This window comes from Rhodospirillales bacterium (genome assembly GCA_016712595.1).
Lineage (GTDB): Bacteria > Pseudomonadota > Alphaproteobacteria > Rhodospirillales > Defluviicoccaceae > Defluviicoccus.
The window spans coordinates 527,997-546,464 of record JADJQT010000002.1; the positions used below are offsets into that span (position 1 = coordinate 527,997).

Annotated in this window: 18 protein-coding genes; 6 read left to right on the forward strand and 12 right to left on the reverse strand. The window is 65.6% G+C overall.

Annotation, left to right across the window (positions count from 1 at the left end; translation table 11 throughout):
* Positions 1-206 precede the first annotated feature (206 nt).
* Together gatC and gatA are read left to right on the forward strand one after the other, a co-directional pair.
* Complete coding sequence (gene gatC / locus IPK66_14335; protein MBK8176393.1) at positions 207-494, forward strand: Asp-tRNA(Asn)/Glu-tRNA(Gln) amidotransferase subunit GatC; 288 nt, start codon at positions 207-209, stop codon at positions 492-494.
* A complete protein-coding gene (gene gatA, locus IPK66_14340; protein MBK8176394.1) occupies positions 491-1,975 on the forward strand; it encodes an Asp-tRNA(Asn)/Glu-tRNA(Gln) amidotransferase subunit GatA in 1,485 nt (494 codons plus the stop codon). Before gatC ends, gatA begins: the two co-directional genes overlap by 4 nt.
* A 237-nt stretch (positions 1,976-2,212) precedes the next feature.
* On the opposite strand, the gene fabD is transcribed toward gatA, so the two are convergent.
* Together fabD and IPK66_14350 are read right to left on the reverse strand one after the other, a co-directional pair.
* Complete coding sequence (gene fabD, locus IPK66_14345; GenBank protein MBK8176395.1) at positions 2,213-3,244, reverse strand: ACP S-malonyltransferase; 1,032 nt, start codon at positions 3,242-3,244, stop codon at positions 2,213-2,215.
* A gap of 460 nt (positions 3,245-3,704) precedes the next feature.
* The gene (locus IPK66_14350; protein ID MBK8176396.1) at positions 3,705-4,904 is read right to left on the reverse strand and encodes a class I SAM-dependent rRNA methyltransferase; all 1,200 of its coding nucleotides are present in this window, start codon (positions 4,902-4,904) and stop codon (positions 3,705-3,707) included.
* A gap of 228 nt (positions 4,905-5,132) precedes the next feature.
* Here IPK66_14350 and IPK66_14355 point away from each other — a divergent pair, with 228 nt between their 5' ends.
* Positions 5,133-6,407, forward strand: coding sequence for an SUMF1/EgtB/PvdO family nonheme iron enzyme (locus tag IPK66_14355; protein ID MBK8176397.1), 1,275 nt, complete (start codon positions 5,133-5,135; stop codon positions 6,405-6,407).
* A gap of 71 nt (positions 6,408-6,478) precedes the next feature.
* Here IPK66_14355 and IPK66_14360 read toward each other — a convergent pair whose 3' ends face one another.
* Together IPK66_14360 and IPK66_14365 are read right to left on the reverse strand one after the other, a co-directional pair.
* A complete protein-coding gene (locus IPK66_14360) occupies positions 6,479-6,904 on the reverse strand; it encodes a transcriptional repressor (protein MBK8176398.1) in 426 nt (141 codons plus the stop codon).
* 108 nt (positions 6,905-7,012) lie between these two features.
* Positions 7,013-7,435, reverse strand: coding sequence for a MucR family transcriptional regulator (locus IPK66_14365; GenBank protein MBK8176399.1), 423 nt, complete (start codon positions 7,433-7,435; stop codon positions 7,013-7,015).
* Between the two features lie 75 nt (positions 7,436-7,510).
* Between IPK66_14365 and IPK66_14370 the strand changes: the two genes are divergently transcribed.
* Positions 7,511-7,837: a sulfurtransferase TusA family protein gene (locus IPK66_14370; protein MBK8176400.1), complete on the forward strand. Its 327-nt coding sequence runs from the start codon at positions 7,511-7,513 to the stop codon at positions 7,835-7,837.
* Here IPK66_14370 and IPK66_14375 read toward each other — a convergent pair.
* Both IPK66_14375 and tsaB read right to left on the reverse strand, forming a co-directional pair.
* A complete protein-coding gene (locus tag IPK66_14375; protein MBK8176401.1) occupies positions 7,818-8,273 on the reverse strand; it encodes a GNAT family N-acetyltransferase in 456 nt (151 codons plus the stop codon). The two genes, IPK66_14370 and IPK66_14375, sit on opposite strands and share 20 nt — an antisense overlap.
* A complete protein-coding gene (gene tsaB, locus IPK66_14380; protein MBK8176402.1) occupies positions 8,270-9,031 on the reverse strand; it encodes a tRNA (adenosine(37)-N6)-threonylcarbamoyltransferase complex dimerization subunit type 1 TsaB in 762 nt (253 codons plus the stop codon). The genes IPK66_14375 and tsaB overlap by 4 nt, the downstream gene beginning before the upstream one ends.
* 158 nt (positions 9,032-9,189) lie before the next feature.
* Here tsaB and ddpX point away from each other — a divergent pair, with 158 nt between their 5' ends.
* The gene (ddpX, locus tag IPK66_14385) at positions 9,190-9,744 is read left to right on the forward strand and encodes a D-alanyl-D-alanine dipeptidase (GenBank protein ID MBK8176403.1); all 555 of its coding nucleotides are present in this window, start codon (positions 9,190-9,192) and stop codon (positions 9,742-9,744) included.
* 16 nt (positions 9,745-9,760) lie between these two features.
* On the opposite strand, the gene IPK66_14390 is transcribed toward ddpX, so the two are convergent.
* The 6 genes from IPK66_14390 to IPK66_14415 all read right to left on the reverse strand — a co-directional run bounded on the left by IPK66_14390 (position 9,761) and on the right by IPK66_14415 (position 17,763).
* Positions 9,761-10,351 (reverse strand): malonic semialdehyde reductase, encoded by a 591-nt coding sequence (locus IPK66_14390; protein MBK8176404.1) that lies wholly within the window; start codon positions 10,349-10,351, stop codon positions 9,761-9,763.
* Positions 10,352-10,435: 84 nt separating this feature from the next.
* The gene (locus IPK66_14395) at positions 10,436-11,407 is read right to left on the reverse strand and encodes a hypothetical protein (protein ID MBK8176405.1); all 972 of its coding nucleotides are present in this window, start codon (positions 11,405-11,407) and stop codon (positions 10,436-10,438) included.
* Positions 11,408-11,527: 120 nt separating this feature from the next.
* Positions 11,528-12,079 (reverse strand): NifU family protein, encoded by a 552-nt coding sequence (locus IPK66_14400; protein MBK8176406.1) that lies wholly within the window; start codon positions 12,077-12,079, stop codon positions 11,528-11,530.
* A gap of 87 nt (positions 12,080-12,166) precedes the next feature.
* Positions 12,167-13,183 (reverse strand): tryptophan--tRNA ligase, encoded by a 1,017-nt coding sequence (trpS, locus tag IPK66_14405; protein ID MBK8176407.1) that lies wholly within the window; start codon positions 13,181-13,183, stop codon positions 12,167-12,169.
* 55 nt (positions 13,184-13,238) lie between these two features.
* On the reverse strand, positions 13,239-14,792 hold the full coding sequence (gene murJ, locus IPK66_14410; protein ID MBK8176408.1) for a murein biosynthesis integral membrane protein MurJ: 1,554 nt from the start codon (positions 14,790-14,792) through the stop codon (positions 13,239-13,241).
* A gap of 163 nt (positions 14,793-14,955) precedes the next feature.
* Complete coding sequence (locus tag IPK66_14415) at positions 14,956-17,763, reverse strand: [protein-PII] uridylyltransferase (GenBank protein MBK8176409.1); 2,808 nt, start codon at positions 17,761-17,763, stop codon at positions 14,956-14,958.
* A gap of 73 nt (positions 17,764-17,836) precedes the next feature.
* Here IPK66_14415 and IPK66_14420 point away from each other — a divergent pair, with 73 nt between their 5' ends.
* Entirely contained in the window at positions 17,837-18,328 is a 492-nt protein-coding gene (locus IPK66_14420; protein MBK8176410.1) for a cysteine hydrolase, read from the forward strand.
* Positions 18,329-18,468: the final 140 nt, after the last annotated feature.

Below are 18,468 nucleotides of genomic sequence, written 5' to 3' on the forward strand. Positions count from 1 at the left end.
GGGCAGACTGAAAGCCCACCTTCCGGCAAGTGTCGCAGAAATGTCTTGTTCGTGCGACGACGGTCGGAACCGGCCTGGGATTGCGCCGCCGGTTCTGCGCGGCTGCCTTGCGTGGCGAGGGCGCGGCTGCTAGGCTCCGCGTTCATCGTTCGGTCGCCCCGCTGTGACCGAGACGCCTTCATTCCCAGCCGCGCGACGAAAAGCCCGTGTCCCTCGACCGCACGACCGTCAAGACCATCGCCACCCTGGCCCGCCTGCGCGTGGCCGACGACCACCTCGATGCCCTGGCGCAGGAGCTTTCGACGATCCTTCACTGGGTCGAGCAACTGCGTGAGGTCGACACCGACGGGGTCGTGCCGATGACCAGCGTCGCGGCGATGACGCTGCGCCAGCGCGAGGATGTCGTCACCGACGGCGGCGATCGCGGCGCCGTGCTCGCTAACGCGCCATCGCCGATCGATGACTACTTCGCCGTGCCGAAAGTCGTCGAATGACCAATGCGTTAACCGGACTGACCCTCGCCGCCGCCGGTGATGGCCTCGCGCGCGGTGCGTTCTCGTCGGTCGAGCTGACCCGCGCGTACCTCGACGCGATGGCGGCGGCGCGCGCGCTCAACGCCTTCATCACCGAGACCCCAGAGATCGCCCTCGCCCGCGCCGAAGCCTCCGACGCGCGGCGCGCCGCCGGCCGGGCGCGCGGGCGCATGGACGGCATTCCCATCGCGATCAAGGACCTCTTCTGTACCGAGGGAGTGCTCACCACCGCGGGCTCGCACGTGCTGGACGGCTTCGTGCCGACCTACGAATCGACGGTAACGGCGAACCTGCGCGACGCCGGCGCGGTCATGCTCGGTAAGACCAACCTCGACGAGTTCGCCATGGGCTCGTCGAACATGACGAGCTACTACGGGCCGGTGAAGAGCCCGTGGGGGCCGAAGGACGGCAAGGATCTCGTGCCCGGGGGCTCGTCCGGCGGGTCAGCGGCGGCGGTCGCCGCCCGCCTGTGCCTTGGCGCCACCGGAACCGATACCGGCGGCTCGATCCGTCAGCCGGCCTCGTTCTGCGGCATCGTCGGCATCAAGCCGACCTACGGGCGCTGCTCGCGCTGGGGCATCGTCGCCTTCGCCTCCTCGCTCGACCAAGCCGGCGCGATGACGCGCACCGTCGAGGATGCGGCAATCATGCTCGGCGTCATGGCGGGGCATGATGCCAAGGATTCGACGTCGATGCCGCTGGCGGTGCCCGACTTCACCGCGGCGCTGGGCGCCGGCGTGCGCGGGCTGACGGTCGGCATTCCCCGGGAGTACCGCATCGACGGGATGTCGGGCGAGATCGACGCCATCTGGCGGCAGGGCGTCGCCTGGCTGGAGGCGGCCGGCGCGCGGACCGTTGAGGTCTCATTGCCGCACACCGCCTATGCCCTCGCCACCTACTACATCATCGCTCCGGCGGAGGCGTCGTCCAACCTCGCGCGCTACGACGGCGTGCGCTTCGGCCTGCGCGTGCCGGCGGCGAGCCTCGATGAGATGTACCAGAACACCCGCGGTGAGGGGTTCGGCGCCGAGGTGCGCCGCCGGGTGCTGATCGGCACCTATGTGCTCTCGGCCGGCTACTACGATGCCTATTACCTCAAGGCGCAGAAGGTGCGGGCGCTGATCGCCCGCGACTTCGCCCGGGCGTTCGAGTCCGTCGACGTGATCCTGACGCCGACGGCGCCATCCGATGCGTTCGCGATCGGCGAGAATACCGACGATCCGATCACCATGTACCTCAACGACGTCTTCACCGTGCCGACCAGCCTCGCCGGTCTGCCGGGGATTTCGGTTCCCGCCGGCCTCAGCGCCCGCGGTCTGCCGCTTGGCCTGCAGCTCGTCGGCCGTCCGTTCGACGAGGAGACGGTCCTGCGCGCCGCCGCCGCGCTGGAAAGCGCCGCCGGCTTTCCCACTACCCTCCCCACGTCCGCGTCCGACCGCTAAGGCCGCCGTTCACGCGCAGGCGCCGTACACTGCCGGCGCGGGTGATAAGCATCAACCTGAACGAAAGACCGTCTGCGCGGCACAGGCGCGCGCAAGGCGGACTGGCGGGCCGTTTGTAGGGAAGAAGAGGGGAGGGGGATTGCGGCGCACCGGAACAGCCGGCGCGCCGTGGGATGTGGACTCGAAAGCTGGGCAGCCGGGGGATCTCGCGCGGCTGCGAGTCCGGTCGCCGGCCGTTCAGATCGTCGCGGCGAAGGCGGTGATGTCCGCCGGCGTTCCGATCGACAGCCCGCTGACTTCCCGATCGATGCGCCGGGCGAGGCCGGAGAGCACCTTGCCGGCGCCGAATTCAATCAGCTCGCGGACGCCGATGCTCTTCATGAACAGCACGCTCTCGCGCCAGCGGACCATGCCGGTGATCTGACGGACGAGCAGGCTGCGGATTTCGGCGGGGTTGGTCACGGCGCTGGCGGTGACGTTAGAAATCAACGGCAGCGACGGTGGCTGGATATTCACGTCGGCCAGAGCCTTGGCCATGACATCGGCGACGGGCGCCATCAGCGGGCAATGAAAGGGGCCGCTGACCGGCAGCATGATGCTGCGCTTGGAGCCGCGCAGCGCGGCGATCTCGATGGCGCGGACGACCGCGGAGCGGCTACCGCTGATCACCACCTGCCCGGGCGCGTTGTCGTTGGCGGCGACGCATACCGCGCCGTCGTAGGAATCGCGCGTGGCCTCGGCGGCGATCTCGTGTGCGGTGTCGAGGTCGAGCCCCATCATCGCCGCCATCGCGCCTTCGCCGACGGGAACCGCCGTCTGCATGGCGAGGCCGCGGATGCGCAGCAGGCGCGCCGCCTCGCCGAGGCCGAAGCTGCCGACTGCGGTCAGGGCCGTATATTCGCCGAGCGAATGGCCGGCGACGCACTGTCCGAGATCGCTCGCCTCGATGCCATATTCGCTGCGCAAGACCGCGAGCGTCGCCATGCTCACCGCCATCAGGGCGGGCTGGGCGTTCTCGGTCAGGACCAGCTCGGCTTCCGGCCCTTCGATCATCAGCCTCGAGAGGTGTTGGCCGAGGGCGTCGTCGACTTCCTGGAACACGCGACGGGCGACGCTGAACTGCTCCGCCAATTCCCGGCCCATGCCAACGGATTGGGATCCCTGGCCGGGAAACACCAGCGCCCGGCGCTGAGTCGGCCTATCGGCGACGACGGCCGCGGTGTTAACGCCGTGAGGGCGGGCATAGGACAGAGCTTCGTTCTCGGACATTGCCATATTGTGATTGCTCCCGCAGAAATATCACGAACGCGCAGACCCGGTATCCGCAGCAGTTACCAGCAAGGGATCCGGTGAACGATCATATCGTTGCCGTTGTCGCGAAGGGACGACGATGATCACGGGCTTTGACATTGCGGCCCGTAGCCCGCGTCCATTTCGCAGGTGCGAACGACATAGCGGTCAAAAAATTCTGTTGCAACAGAAAAATCACAATTCCCGGAGACGGGTGTGGACCTGTGATCTTTCGATACCGTAGCTGAACCGCCGTTCCGTGCGATGATCGGGGCGTCGGATCGTCACGCCAATGGGTTGTGCCTGCGGCTTAATTCGTGATGCAGTGTGTCAAGGACCGGGCGGAATCCATGGCGCGGCAAGGCGCTCATCGGTCGATACGCCGGCGGATAGGGGCCTCGATGGTGGGAGCAAAGATGGCGATTCGCTGACGGTGACGCTAATCAAGCTGTAGAATAGCCCATTTGAGGTAGGATGTTTCCGGCAGATGGGTGTGCACCGGATGGTCCGGCGCGGCACGGCCCTCGTGGATGATGCGGCCGGACCGCGCAGCGGAGGAAATGCCGTGGACGATTTCGCTGAGCAGAGCATCCGGCTCGACGTTGTGCGAGCAGGAGGCAATGAACAGGAAGCCTTGCGGCGCGACAAGCGGAGCGGCGAGCCGCGCCAGTTTGCGGTAGCCGCGCAGGCCGCTGGCCAGATCCTTGCGTGATTTGACGAACGCCGGCGGATCGGCGACGACGATACGAAAGCGTTCCTTGGAGCGAGCGAGGCGTTCGAGCTCGGTAAATGCGTCGGCGCGGCGAAACGCGCAGAGGTGCTCGACGCCGTTCGCCGCGGCAGCCCGTCGGGCCAGGTGAAGCGCAGGCTCCGACGAATCGACACCGACGACACTATGCGCGCCTGCGGCGGCGGCGCGGACGGCGAAGCCGCCGGTATGGCAGAAGACGTCGAGCAGGCTGCCGCCGGCTGAAAGCGGTGCGATGATGTCGCGGGCGTCGCGCTGATCAAAGAACCAGCCGGTCTTCTGACCGGCGAGAACGTCGGCGAAAAAGCAACACCCGCCCTCACGCACCATTATTGCGTCGTCGATCTGCCCCTTGGCGATGGTAACGCTGCCCGACAGACCTTCGCTGGCCCGTGCCGGGGAGTCGTTGCGCAGCACCACCGTGTGGGGTGCGAGCGCGTCATCGAGCGCGGCGAGGAGATCGTCGGTGAGCGCCTGCATGCCGGCGGTATTGATCTGGGCGACGAGTACGCCGTCGAGGCGGTCACAGATCAGTCCCGGCAGCCCATCTCCCTCCGCGTGCACGACGCGATAGAAGGGCGCGTCGAACAGCGTCTGGCGCAGGTTCAGCGCGCGGGTGATGCGGTTTGCGAGGAAGGCGCGATCGATCGTCGCGCTGGCGTCGCGACTAAGCAGGCGAAAGGCGATCAGCGTATGCGGATTGAAAGTGCCGAGGCCAAGCGGCTTGCCGTCGACGCGGTGAAGCGTGGCGAGAGAGCCGGGCGGCAGCGCCTTGGCGTCGGCATCGATGGTGATCTCGTTCGAATAGGCCCAAGGATGTCCAAGGGCGACGCGCCGGTCGCGTCCCGCCTGGAGGAAGACGCGTGGGAGCGCCGCTTGCGAATTGTCCATGCGCGGCAGTCTCGCGGCTCGCGGTCGGTTCGGCAAGGGGCAGGTTCGTGCACGATCGGCTTTAAGCCTCGGCGCCCTTCGTCGATGCAACTGCAATGGCGCTGGACCAAGGCACGGCTCAAACGAAGATGGAAAACCTTGATGATGGCAGATTATCTGACTATAATCCTATTATAAATGGCTTGGGGTCCTATCGGATGCCTGTGGTCTGCGCGCCGGCACCGCGGCGTGAAGCTGCCGGCTTCGACGAAGATCCAGGGGGAAGCGATGGCGGATGTCTTCATCAGCTATGCACGGTCGGATTGCGCCAAGGCGGAACGTCTCGCTCGGCTACTAACCAAGCGTGGCTGGTCGGTGTGGTGGGACAGCAGCCTCAAAGCCGGCGAGATCTGGGACGAGGTCATCGAGCGGCAACTGAACACGGCGCGCTGTGTACTCGTTTTGTGGTCACGACAGTCGGTTGCCCGGCGATGGGTGCGCGCCGAGGCGAGCGAGGGGTTGAGCCGCGGCATTCTCGTCCCGGCGGTCCTGGAGCCGGGCCGGATACCGTTGCAGTTCCGCCAGGTGCAGGCCGAGGACCTCACGGGCTGGGACGGATCGCCGACGCATCCGGGATTGCAACGTTTGCTGCAGGTGATCGCCATGCGCATCGGCAGCGCGAATGTGCTCGAGGGCGGGAGAGCGGCGATCGATGATCCCAAGGCTGCGGCGACGATTGCGGGCACGGCTGCGGCGCGGCGGACACCGTGGCGCGCGGATGATCCGTCGCTGCCGTGGGCGTTCCGCGACGTTGATGTTGCCTGGTGCCCCGAGCTGGTCGGCCTGCCTGCCGGAGGCTTTCTGATGGGATCACCGCCAAACGACCCGTCGTGCGCCGCCGACGAACGCCCGCAGCATCGGGTCGAACTGTCGCATCGCTTCGCGATCGGACGCTTTGCCGTGACATTCCAGGAATACGATCATTTCTGCGAGGTGGCCGGGCGAGAAAAGCCGGGCGATTTCGGCTGGGGGCGCGGCCGGCGGCCGGTGATCAAGGTGAACTGGGCGGATGCTCAAGCCTATGCCGGCTGGCTCAGCGAGGTTACAGGCCAGACCTACCGGCTGCCGAGCGAGGCCGAGTGGGAATACGCGTGTCGGGCGGGGACAACCTCACGCTATGCGTGCGGTGACGAACTGCGGGACGACGATGCGAATGTTGCCGGACGGCTGAGGTGCACGGCCGAGGTCGGCTCGCTTGCCGCCAATCCCTGGGGGCTGTTCGACATGCACGGCAACGTTTGGGAGTGGGTGGAAGATCATTGGCACGGCGATTATGAGGGCGCGCCGACGGATGGTTCCGCCTGGATCGATCCGCCCAGCGTCGGCCCAGATGACAAGCGGGTGCTGCGCGGCGGATCATGGAACAACTTTCCCCGCCATTGCCGCTCGGCCAACCGCGTCGCCTATCGCGCAATCTTCCGCTACAACAGCTTCGGTTTTCGAATTGCCCGCACCCTCGACTGACGTCGACAGGCGCCGCCGTGTCTACGATCGTCCTGTTCCTGGCCTGGAGGCGAGGCGCGTGAACGGACGGGCTATTTCTCCCGCACGTCCAGGGGGACGCCAAACAGTTCAAGACGGTGACCGACCAGCCGGTAGCCATGGCGTTCGGCGATCTGCCGCTGCAGTACCTCGATCTCGGGACTGCGGAACTCGATGACCTTTCCGGACTGGATATCGATCAGGTGATCGTGGTGGTCCTCGCTCGCTTCCTCATAACGGGAGCGACCGTCGCCAAAGTCGTGACGCTCGAGGATGCTGGCCTCCTCGAACAGGCGGACGGTACGGTAGACGGTGGCGATGCTGATCCGCGGATCAATGCGCACCGCCCGGCGATAAACCTCCTCGACGTCTGGGTGGTCGGTGGCGTCGGAAAGGACGCGAGCGATGATCCGGCGCTGGCCAGTCATCTTCATGCCCTTTTCCAAACACAGATGCTCAATCCGCGACAGCTGCGACATCACCCCTCCCGGCCTTTACGGCGACATGACACTTTATATCAAACCTTATAGTGTCAATGCGTCGAAGTTGCACTTCTTAACCGCGACGGGCGCTACGAAGGGGCAGACTCACGCGCCTTTGCCGCCCTGGCTCCGCCGGGTCGTGCCCAGGCCGATTTCTTTCGCGAGGTTGCTTCGGTGCTTCGCGTAATTCGGGGCGACCATTGGATATTCGGGCGGCAGACTCCAGCGATCGCGATACTCTTCGGGGGTCATGTCATACGCCGTCTTCAGGTGGCGCTTGAGCATCTTCAGCTTTTTGCCGTCTTCGAGACAGACGATGTAGTCTGGAAACACTGACCGCTTGACCGGCACCGCAGGTTTCGGCCGTTCCATCGACACTGGCTCCGAGCCCACCGAGGTCAAGGTCTGGTAAACGCTTTGGATCAAGTTCGGCAACTCTGCTGCGGCAATCGGATTGTTTCCAACATGAGCGGCGACGATCTCCGTCGTCAGTTCGAGCATTTCAGTAAAACCTGGCTTTTCGCGCATCCTACTTTCTACCTTCGACTTACCGCAGATTTCGACATATATAGTAAATACTCTCTACGGAAGCAAGTCACATTGATGTCAAATAGAGACGAGAAAACGAGCGAAAATTGCGCAGATTATTTCCTCGATATCTCAAACGAGGTCTGCCCACTCACTTTTGTGCGAACAAAGCTTCTCCTTGAGCGGATGGCGCCCGGCGAGATGGCTGATGTGTTGTTGCGGGGAGCCGAACCGCTCGCCAACGTTCCCAATGCCGTTGCCAGCCAGGGACACACGATCGTCGAGTTGGTTCCGCTCGCGGCGGATCATGTCGACCCCGCCATTCCGGCCAGCGCCGGGGTCCACCGCCTGAGGGTCCGCAAGATGCTTCCGCCTCACCGCATCAGAGGTCGAGACTCATGACGATGGCGTCCGCCGCCCCGGTGATTCGGCGATAGTATCGCCGCCTTCGGCCGATATCACTCAGGCCGCAGGCGGTGTACAGCGCCCGGGCGGCGGCATTGTCTTCGGCGACTTCTAGAAAGGCACGGCGGACTCCCCGCTGGCGCGCTTCGTCGAGCGCCGCCGTCAAGACGCGCATGCCAACGCCCTGCCGGCGGAACAGGGGGGATGACGCGCAGGACAGGATCTCGCATTCGTCGCCGACCGCCCGGCAGAGAACGAAACCGGCGATGGTGTCTGCCGACCAGGCTATGATCCCGATCGCGTGCGGTGGCGTCAGCAAGGTGTAGATCGATCGTGCATCCCATGCCTCGGAGAAGCACGCGGCATGGATTGCGGCGAGGACATAGCAGTCGGTCGGCGCCGCTGGCGTAAGGCGCATCGGATGCAAGCTCATCGTGACAAATCGCCATCGGCCGGCGGCTCGGCGTTGGTGCCGCCCACAGCTCCGCCCTGGGTTCTGGTCGCAGGTCCCGTGGCGGGTGGCGCGAGATAGAGTGGTGCCGGCGGCAAGGTGGGGCGCTCGCCGGCGAGCCAGCGCCGCTCGGCGCAGGCCGCGACGCACGCGGCTCGCGGATAATCCGTGCCGGCGATGATGGCGCCCTCCGTACCCACGGCGCGAAGTGCCTCGGCGAGCGCCGCCGCGCCGTTGCCGGCAAGATGCAGCGATCCGTGCTCCGCGCGATTCGCCCAGATCTCCGCCGCCGCTAACGGGGAAAGGCATTGAGGCGCCGCCATCGGCGCGCCCTGCTCGAACGCTTGCCCGAACGCTTGCCCGAACGCTTGGACGTAGAGATCGCCGCGTTTGCTGTCGAGCGCGACGAGCAGCCGACCTTCAGTGATCGCCGCCGCATCGGCGATCGATTCCAGTGTTGTGACACCAAGGCAGGGGATGCCGGCGGCCAGCGCGATACCCCTGGCGGTGGCCAACCCGACGCGCAGGCCGGTGAACCCCCCTGGTCCAACCGTCACCGCGATGAGGTCAAGCGCCGAAAAATCGCAGTGCTCGGCGTCGAGGGCACCCAGCACCATGGGCATCAGCGCCTCCGCGTGGCCGCGGGGCATCACCGCGAAGCGCTCGTATCCCGGACGGCCGTCACGCCGCAGCGCGACGGAACACGCGCCCGTCGCGGTATCGATGGCGAGTATTCTCATCCGGGGTTATGGTTCCGCCGTCGCAAGGAGAAGGGCGTGGCGATTGCCGCTCTTGCCGGGCGAGCGCGGCGCGCCGGGTCCGATGAGGCGGCAGGTGCCGAGGTGCCGAGGTGCCGTGCGCCAAGGTTACGCGAAGAGAAAAGCCTGGGAGTAGACGAATGCTGGTCGAGATCACACCGGAGGCGTTCGGCATCGAGATCGACCTGATTTATGCCACGGCGCGAAATTTCACTGGCGCGCCGATTTACCGCCATCCCGCCTGCCTTTTGCATGCCGATACGGCGGATTTGCTGCGCCGGGCGGTCGAACGCGCCGCGCCGCTGGGACTGCGCCTCAAGGTTTTCGATGCTTTTCGACCGTCGGAAGCGCAGTGGATGCTGTGGCGTTATCTCCCCGACGCGAATTACATCGGTGATCCGCGGCGGGGGTCGCCGCACAGCATGGGGGCGGCGGTCGACCTGACGCTCATCGATGCTGCCAGCGGCGCCGAACTCGACATGGGAACCGGGTTCGACGACATGCGGCCTCACTCGTGGCACGGCGACGGGACGATATCGGCGACGGCGCAGCGGAACCGCATGCTGCTTCTCGGCATCATGTCCTGCGCCGGGTTCGATTTTTTTCGCAACGAATGGTGGCATTATCAGCTTTTCAAACCGCGCGGGCGTTATCCGGTCCTTTCGGACAGCGCATCGCCGATTCGCATAATGTAGCGCGCGCAGGTCCAGCTTAAACCACCTGGCAGGCTTCGTCGAACCCAAGGCGGATATTGCGCGGCTTGAGCTTCGCGGCGTCGCCAAAGCCGAGGTTGCACAGAAAGTTCGATCGCACCGTTGTTCCGGCGAAAAACGCCGCGTCGACAGCGGCGCCGTCGAAGCCGGACATCGGGCCGCAGTCGAGCCCGAGGGCCCGCGCCGCCAGCATGAAATACGCACTTTGCAGCGAGCCGTTGCGAAAAGCCGTGGATTCGATCAGCGCATCGTTGCCGACGAACCACGCGCGGGCATCCGTGTGAGGAAAGAGCTGCGGCAAACGCTCATAGAACGCGAGGTCATGGGCGAAGATCGCCGTCGCCGGCGCCAGCATCGTTTTCTCGACGTTGCCCGGCAGGAGCGCGGGCTTCAGCTTCGCCTTCGCCTCCGGCGAGACTACGAAGACGATGCGGAGCGGGCTGCAGTTGGCGCTTGTGGGTCCGAGCTTGGCGAGGTCCCAAACCGCCTGCAGCCGTTCGACGCTTACCGTCCCCTCGGACCACGCACTGTGCGTGCGGCCGTGGCGAAACAGCGTATCAAGGGCAACGTCGTCCACTGGTGTCGTCACGCTTGGTCTCCTTTAATCGGGTAAGTGGGCCGATCTCTCGGGTTGGGCCGAGGCGATCCCTCGGCGATGATTTGTGGGGGTGGCTCAGACCGAGGATTTGTGGGGTGCGAGACGCGCGCCGTCGAAACGCTCCAGATGCTGCGCCGCTATCGTCTGGCGAATGACGTCTTCGCCGAGGACAGCGTCCGCCCTGGACGTCGGCAGAGCGCCGGTCAGTTGGCGCGAGTCGAGTGGCGCGCCCGCCAGCCGCATGCGACGCCGTTCATAACGGAACCCGGCATAGGCGGGGCGGGTATTCAGCGCATGAATAATGGCGCGTATCGCCTCGAGAAGCCGTGCACCGTCCTCGGTCGGCAGGGGGGCAGAGGCGATGGGCGGGTGTGACCGCGCCGCAGGCGATCGCTGCGCGAACGGCGCCTCGCCGCCGAGACGCGGCAGGGCATCGGCGATCGCCGTTCCCCAGCTGCTCGCCGTTGCCAGCGCGGCGATGATGATCGCCGGCGGAACGGCGTCGATTCGCAGCTCCAGTTCTTCAAAATCACCGTCGTCGACGTTGAACCCCTCGGCGAGGATCCGTATCCACAAGCGCTCGACCGCCGGCAGCGTTTCGCCCAAGGCGGCGCGTTGACGCAAGGACCAAAGCCGGCTGCGGTCGGCGAGGATCTCCTCGTTGGCGAAGAGAGCAAGCGGCAGAACGGAGCGGATGAAAGCCTGCTCGTTTCCCGGCGAATGCCCGCTCGCGCCGCCGGGCTCGCCGGTATTCGGCAAGGAAAGGCCGATCGCACTGCGCGGAACCGGCGCGCCGGCGGCGACCGCGTCGAGATCGTACGCATCGGCGGTGCTGGTGGCCGCACCGCCGGCCGCTTGCCCGGCGCTTGGAGCAGCCCCGACAGAAGCGGAGGCCTCGTCCGTCGAGGCCCGCCGCGACGGAGCCGATTCGATGGCCTCGGAACTGGCGCGGCGCTCGCCGGTCGGCGACCAAAAGACACCGCCGCCGATCACCGCGACAACAATGGCGAAAAGAAAGAGCAGCAAGGCGCGATGAAAGGCGCTCATCGCTGGGGCTGGAGCTGGGGGCGGCGGCCTGGGCACGTCGGCGCGACCGGCAAAAGCTCCGCCATCATGGCGCTGACCGACGCTCCGACCTGCGAGGTCGTAATCGCTGAAGCGTATCCTTTAATCGGCCGGGCGAACTTCGACGACCTCGGGAACATAATAGCGCAGCATGTTTTCAATGCCGTTGCGTAAGGTCGCCGTCGAGCTCGGGCACCCGGAGCAGGCGCCCTGCATGTGCAGATAGACGATCCCGTCCTCGAAGCTGCGAAAGATGATGTCGCCACCATCCTGAGCGACCGCCGGACGCACGCGCGTTTCGAGCAGTTCCTTGATCTGAGAGACGATTTCGTCGTCATCGCTGCCGTCGTGGCCGCCGATCGTGGCTCCCTCGACGATGATCGCGTCGCCGGAGGTGAAGTGGTCCATGATCGCGGCGAGAATGATCGGCTTCATGACGTCCCATTCCGGGGCCGAATCCTTCGTAACCGAGACGAAGTCGCTGCCGAGAAAGACACCGCACACGCCGTCGACAGCGAACAGGCGCGATGCCAGCGGCGAGCTGATGGCTTGGTCCAGCGCGGTGAAGTTCGCCGTGCCCTCGGGCATCACAGTGCGACCCGGCAGAAACTTCAACGTCGAAGGGTTAGGGGTAAGTTCGGTCTGGATGAACATCGCCTTCTCGCTCCCAGAGACGCTCCGACCGGGCCGATCCCGGTGGCTATTTGCCATAATACCATCTGGTCAGAACAAGACCGCGGATCAAGTGCATTGCGACGCGCTAGGGTCGAGGAAACCGAGGGTATCATAAACCTCACGTAGAATTGGCGCGGCGATGGCGGCAGCCCTGGCCGCGCCGTCCGCCAAAATCGCATCAAGATGAGCCGGTTCGGCCTCCAGGCGCCGCATTTCGGCGGCGATCGGCGCAAGTCGGTCGACGGCGAGATCGGCGAGTTGCTGCTTGAACGCCGAGAACATCGCGCCGGCGAAGCGGGCGCAGGTTTGCTCGAGCGTCTCGCCGGCGAGCGCCGCGTAGATACCGAGAAGATTGGCCGCCTCCGGGCGCGCCGTAAGTCCGTCCGGGGTCTCGGGCAAAAGGTCGGGGTCCGACGTCGCCTTTTGGATCTTGCGGCGAATGATATCGGCGTCGTCGGTCATATTGATCCGCGAATTCTCCGACGGATCGGACTTGCTCATCTTCGCCTTGCCGTCGCGCAGCGACATCACCCGGGTCGCCGGCCCGAAAATCAGCGGCTCGGGTATCGGAAAGACGTCCTTGGCGAAATCGGTGTTGAACTTCTGGGCAATGTCGCGGGTCAATTCCAGGTGCTGCTTCTGGTCCTCGCCGACCGGCACGTGCGTCGCCTTGTAGGCGAGAATGTCCGCCGCCATCAGGTTGGGATAGGCGTAAAGTCCGACGGAGGCGTTTTCCCGGTGCTTGCCGGCCTTCTCCTTGAACTGGGTCATCCGGTTGAGCCAGCCGAGGCGGGCGACGCAGTTGAACACCCAGGCAAGCTGGGCGTGGGCGGCAACCTGGCTCTGGTTGAAGACGATATGCCGTCGCGCATCGATGCCCGATGCCAGCATTGCCGCGGCGATTCTGCGGGTGTTCGCTCGCAGCTCGGCCGGGTCCTGCCAAACGGTGATCGCGTGCAGGTCGACGACGCAGAAAATGCACTCGAACTCGTCCTGCAACCGCACCCAATTATGGATGGCGCCCAAGTAGTTTCCGAGATGCAGGTGGCCGGTCGGCTGGATGCCGGAAAAGATGCGTTTCATCATCAAGATTGCGAACAGAAGAGCGGGCGGGTTATCGCCCGCGGCGGCGGGCGGGTCAAGCGGCGCGCTGGCCGCGGCGGAATAATGCCAGGACTTCCTCCCGTCGCACCGCTCCCAGCATGTGGGCGAACAGCCCGAAACTGGCGATGCCGGCGGCGATGAGCGCCGCCAGCACCGCCGCGCGGGCAACGAATGCGCCGGCGAGCCAGGGCTCCGTCAGCCGCCCCAGGCCCCACAGTGCGCCGGTCATCGCGGCGGTGGCGAGGAGCGTGCGCGGCACGCGGGCGCGCAGGCGCGCGTCGGTGCGCAAGAAGCCCCGCCGGTAGAGCACGACGGCGAGAAGGACGGCGTTCAGCCAGTTCGCGATCGACGCGGCAAGCGCGATGCCGACATGCTTCATTGGTCCCATCAATGCCGCCGCGACGGCGACGTTGACCACCGCGCTGAGGGCGGCGATTTTGACCGGCGTCGAGGTGTCTTCCCGGGCATAAAATCCCGGGGTCAACGATTTGACCAGCATCAACGCCGGCAGGCCGACGGCGAACGCGGCGAGCGCTGCTGCGGTTTCGCTCACGTCGGCGGGACTGAACGCCCCGCGGCGAAAGAGAACATCGATGATCGGCGCCGCCAGCACGACCAGCGCCGCCGCCGCCGGCAGCATGAGGAAGATGGCGAATTCCAGCGCCCGGTTTTGGCTGTGCAACGCCCCCGCCGCGTCGCCGGTGCGAAGCTGACGGGACAGAAGCGGCAGCAGCGCGGTGCTGACGGCAACGCCGATGATGCCATAGGGAAGCTGGCTCAGCCGGTCGGCGTAGAACAGGTAGGAAACGGCGCCGGACGGCAGCAGCGAGGCGAGCACGGTCCCCGTCATGACGTTGACCTGGTAGACTCCGGCCCCGAACGCCACCGGCAGGGCGCGTCGGAGCAGGCGCCGGACGTCCGGGGTCAGTCGCGGCGCCGGCATGCGCAGCCATACCCCCTCGCGCCCGCAACTGCCCATCAGCCACAGGAACTGCACAATTCCGGCGATCACCAGACCCCAGGCGAGCGCATGTCCCGGGGTCGGCATCAACGGGCCGGTTCCGGTCAACGCGGCGATCAGCGATAAGTTGAGCAGGATCGGCGTCGCTGCCGGCGCGGCGAATCGGCCGAGCGCGTTCAGTACGCCGCCTTGAAGCGCCGTCAGCGAGATGAACAGCAAATAAGGAAAGGTGAGCCGGGAAAACGTGACGGCAAGATCGAACGTCTGGGTGCCGATGAAGCCGGGCGCAAGGGCCATCATCGCCAGCGGCATCAGAATTTCGACGGCGAGCACGAAGACCAGCAGGACCGTCGTCAGCACCGCCATTGCCCGCTCGGCGAAGGCTAGCGCCTGATCGCGGCCGTCGGTGGTCAGTGTGCCGACGAAGATCGGCACGAACGCCGCGGAAAAGGCGCCTTCGGCGAACAGCGAGCGGAAGAGGTTGGGAAACCGCAAGGCGACAAAGAATGCATCGGCGACGGGTCCCGCACCGAGGAACGCTGCGATCAGCGTATCGCGGATGAAACCGAAGACCCGGCTGATCGACGTCAGGCCGCCGATGGTGAGGATGGAGCGGAGAAGCGACATGCTGGCCGTTTGCTGCATTGGGGCGGCGATTGCCCGCGTTCACCGGCGTTGCCCGGCGCCCCCGATCGGCTGGCGTGCCCGGACATCTGGGCCGGCCGCGTGGCCGCGAGCGCGAGTACTAGCGAGTTGCCCCGGGGAGCGAAACGCAAAAAGCGCGGCCTCGCTATTCCGCAGCGACCGATTCGGTTTGCGCTTCCTCGGCCATGCCGTCGCGTTCTTCGGCGGGCACGATGGCCTCGAGCAGGCGATGCTCCAGCCGGCGCAGCTTCTGGCCGTGTTCGATCTTCAGCCCGAAGACGTCCTTGACGTAAAAGACGTCGACGACGCGCTCGCCGTAGGTCGAGATGTGCGCGCTGACGATCTGAAGCCCGAGCGCGGTCAGCGTCGAGGTGACGTCGTGGAGGAAGCCGGGCCGGTCGCGGCCGTTGACCTCGATCACCGTATGGGTGGCCGACGCCTTGTTGTCGAAGATGACCCGAGGCGCGACCTTGAATACTCCCGTTCGGCTGGGAAGGGCACGCTCACGCATATCGCGCAGCTCTTGTGCCGGCTGCATGTTGCCGACGACCGCAGCTTCGATGCGCATGCTGAGGCGCTGCAGGCGATCGTCGCTGTCGAACGGGCGCCCGGACAGGTCTTGGATCAGAAAGACGTCGAGCGCCATGCTGTTGGCGAGCGTGACCACCTTCGCCCCCACGATCGAGGCGCTGGACAGCGAAATCGCCCCGGCGATCTGGGCGAACAGGCCGGCGTGATCGGGGGCATAGATGGTGATCTCGGTGACGTCGCGCGACGGGTGCGGGCGCGCCTGGACGCACAGGGCCGTGCCGGCGCGGTCGGCCCTGCGCATCAGCTCGAAGTGGCGCGCGTGCTCGTCGACGCGGAATCCTAGCCAGTAGTCGGAATAGCCGCGACTGATGTAGGTCTCGCGGGTCTCGTCATCCCAGTCGACGAGGACGTCGCGAAGCCGTCCCTTGGCCCGCTCGACGCGCTGCGTCCGCCGCACCGCCGGTTGGCCCGCCGCCATCTCCAGTTCCTCGAGCGCCCGGTAGTAGAGTTCGTCGAGCAGGCCGCACTTCCATGCGTTCCAAATGTTGGGGCCGACGGCGCGAATATCGACATTGGTCAGGATCAGCAGCATGCGCAGGCGCTCGGGCGACTGAACGTTGGCGGTAAAATCGACGACGGTCTTCCAGTCGTCGATATCGCGCTTGAACGCGGTCCGGCTCATCAGCAGGTGCCGGCGGACAAGCCACGCCACGGTTTCCGACTCCCAGTCGTCGAGGCCAAGGCGCGGCGCGAGCTGAAACGCGATGTCCGCGCCGAGTTCGCAATGCTCGCCGCCGCGCCCCTTGGCGATATCGTGCAGTAGAACGGCGAGATAAAGGGCGCGGCGTGAACGAATCTCGCCCAGCGCCGCCGTCGCCGCCGGATGCTGCTCGCGCAGCTCGCCGCGCTCGATCCGGTTCAAGATGCCGATCGCCCGGATGGTGTGCTCGTCCACGGTGTAGACGTGGTACATATCGTACTGCATCTGCGAGACGACCCGGCCGAAGTCGGGAATGAACCGGCCGAACACGCCGGCTTCCCCCAGGCGCTTCAGCGCTAGCTCCGCGCCGCTCTCGTGGGTCAGCATGCTGACGAACAGACGATTGGCTTCGGGTGAGGCGCGCAGCTTGGCATCGACCATGCGGAGGTTCTGATGCACCAGGCGCAGAGCCTGCGGGTGGATATCCAGACCCTGGCGCTGCGCCTCGTAGAACAGCCGCAGGAACAGTACGGGATCGCGCTCCAGTGCCTCCGCGCCATCGAGAGCAAGGCGGCCCCCATCGATGATCAATCCGGGGGGAAGCCTGCGAAACAGCGCGCGCGACAGCGACGGCAGGCGGAAGCGCCGCCGCGGCTTCTTGTGCTCGTCCTCGAGGACGGCGCAGAGGATTCGCGTCAGGTCGCCGACGGTCTTGGTGACGCGGAAGTAGTGCTTCATGAAGCGCTCGACGCCGCGTCCGGTCGGCCGGTCATGGTAGCCGAGGCGGTTGGCGATGAGTTCCTGCACGTTGAACGTCAGGCGCTCTTCCGGGCGGCCGGCGACGTAGTGCAGGCAGCAACGGACGGTCCACAGAAAATTCTCGGCGCGGCGGAACTGGCGGGCATCCGCCTCGGTGAAGACGCCGAGTTCGACCAGCCCACCCACGTTCTTGACGTGGTAAAGATACTTGACGATCCAGAACAGGGTCTGAAGATCGCGCAGGCCGCCCTTTCCCTCCTTGTTGTGCGGTTCGAGGACGTATCGGGAATCGCCCATGCGCTCATGCCGGGAATCCCGCTCGGCGAGCTTCTGCTCGACGAAGGCAACGCTGGTCCCGGCGACCACATCGCTGCGGAACCGCTGCTCGAAATGGTGGAACAGCGGCTTCGAGCCCCACAGCCAGCGTGTTTCGAGCAGGCTGGTGCGGATGGTCAAGTCGTCTTTCGACAGCCGCACGCACTCATCGATCGTCCGCGTCGCGTGACCGACCTGCAGTCCGGAATCCCAAAGGATGTAAAGGACGTACTCGACGATCCGCTCAAGCCGGCTCGTCGGCGCCGATAACAGGAACATCACGTCGATGTCGGAAAAGGGCGCGAGTTCGCCGCGCCCGTAGCCGCCTGTCGCGGTGATCGTCATCGTATCCGCCGCGTCCCCAGGGCCCGGTGGATAGACGGAAGTGCCGGCGAAGTCGTAGATGCAGCGAACGAGCTGGTCGACGAGAAACGCGTTCGCCTGGACGACCTCGGCGCCCTTTATGTGGTCGGCCTCGAACCGGCCGCGGATCTCGCCGACGCCGCGATAGAGCGCAGCCTTGAAGATTTGCAGGACATTGGCGCGCGCGCGGGCGCTGACCGATCCCCAGGAACGGACCTGCTCGTCAAGCTCGGCGATCAGCGCCTTTCGATTGATGATGGCGCGACGATTATGAATGCGGTACATGGCACCTGCGATCCTTCGCCCTGTATATAAAGGGCCGGCGGGCGTTCGCACGCGTTTCTTGCTGCGGGGAGCTATGACGGCAAGTCAGTTGCTCATCATCGATGTTCAAAACGGCTTTCTCACCGAATGGACGGCGCATGTGCCTGCGCGCGTCGCCTCGTTGCAGGAGAGTTTTGATTTCGTCGTTGCAACACGATTGTACAACCCGCAGAAATCATTGTACCGCAAGCTGATCGGTTGGACCGCTTTTTCCCTAGGCTCGAGCGATACGCAACTTGCCTTCACACCGCGCGACAATGCGACCATTATCGATAAATCGGTTTACTCCTGCGTAAACGAAGCGTTCGTCGAACGCCTGCGCCGTGAGGGCATTTCGCGAGTGCACCTGTGCGGAATCTCCACGGACGGCGGCGTGCTGGCGAGCGCCATCGACCTGTTCGAGGCGGGAATCGAGCCGGTGGTTCTGGCGCATGCCTGCGGATCGAGCGCCGGACACGCCGAACACCAGACGGGACTGCAGGTCTTGCGGCGAATGATCGGCGACAAGCAGGTCATCGGCTCGTAGCTGGTCCACATCAACCCGGCAGGGGCGACCCGGCAATGGCCCCGCGGGCGACCGACAGTCGGCCGCACGGGGGGGGGGCGAGCCTCGCCGCCGCCCCTGCGGTCCGTACGCGATGCCGGGGAATCGCCGCCAGCCCATGG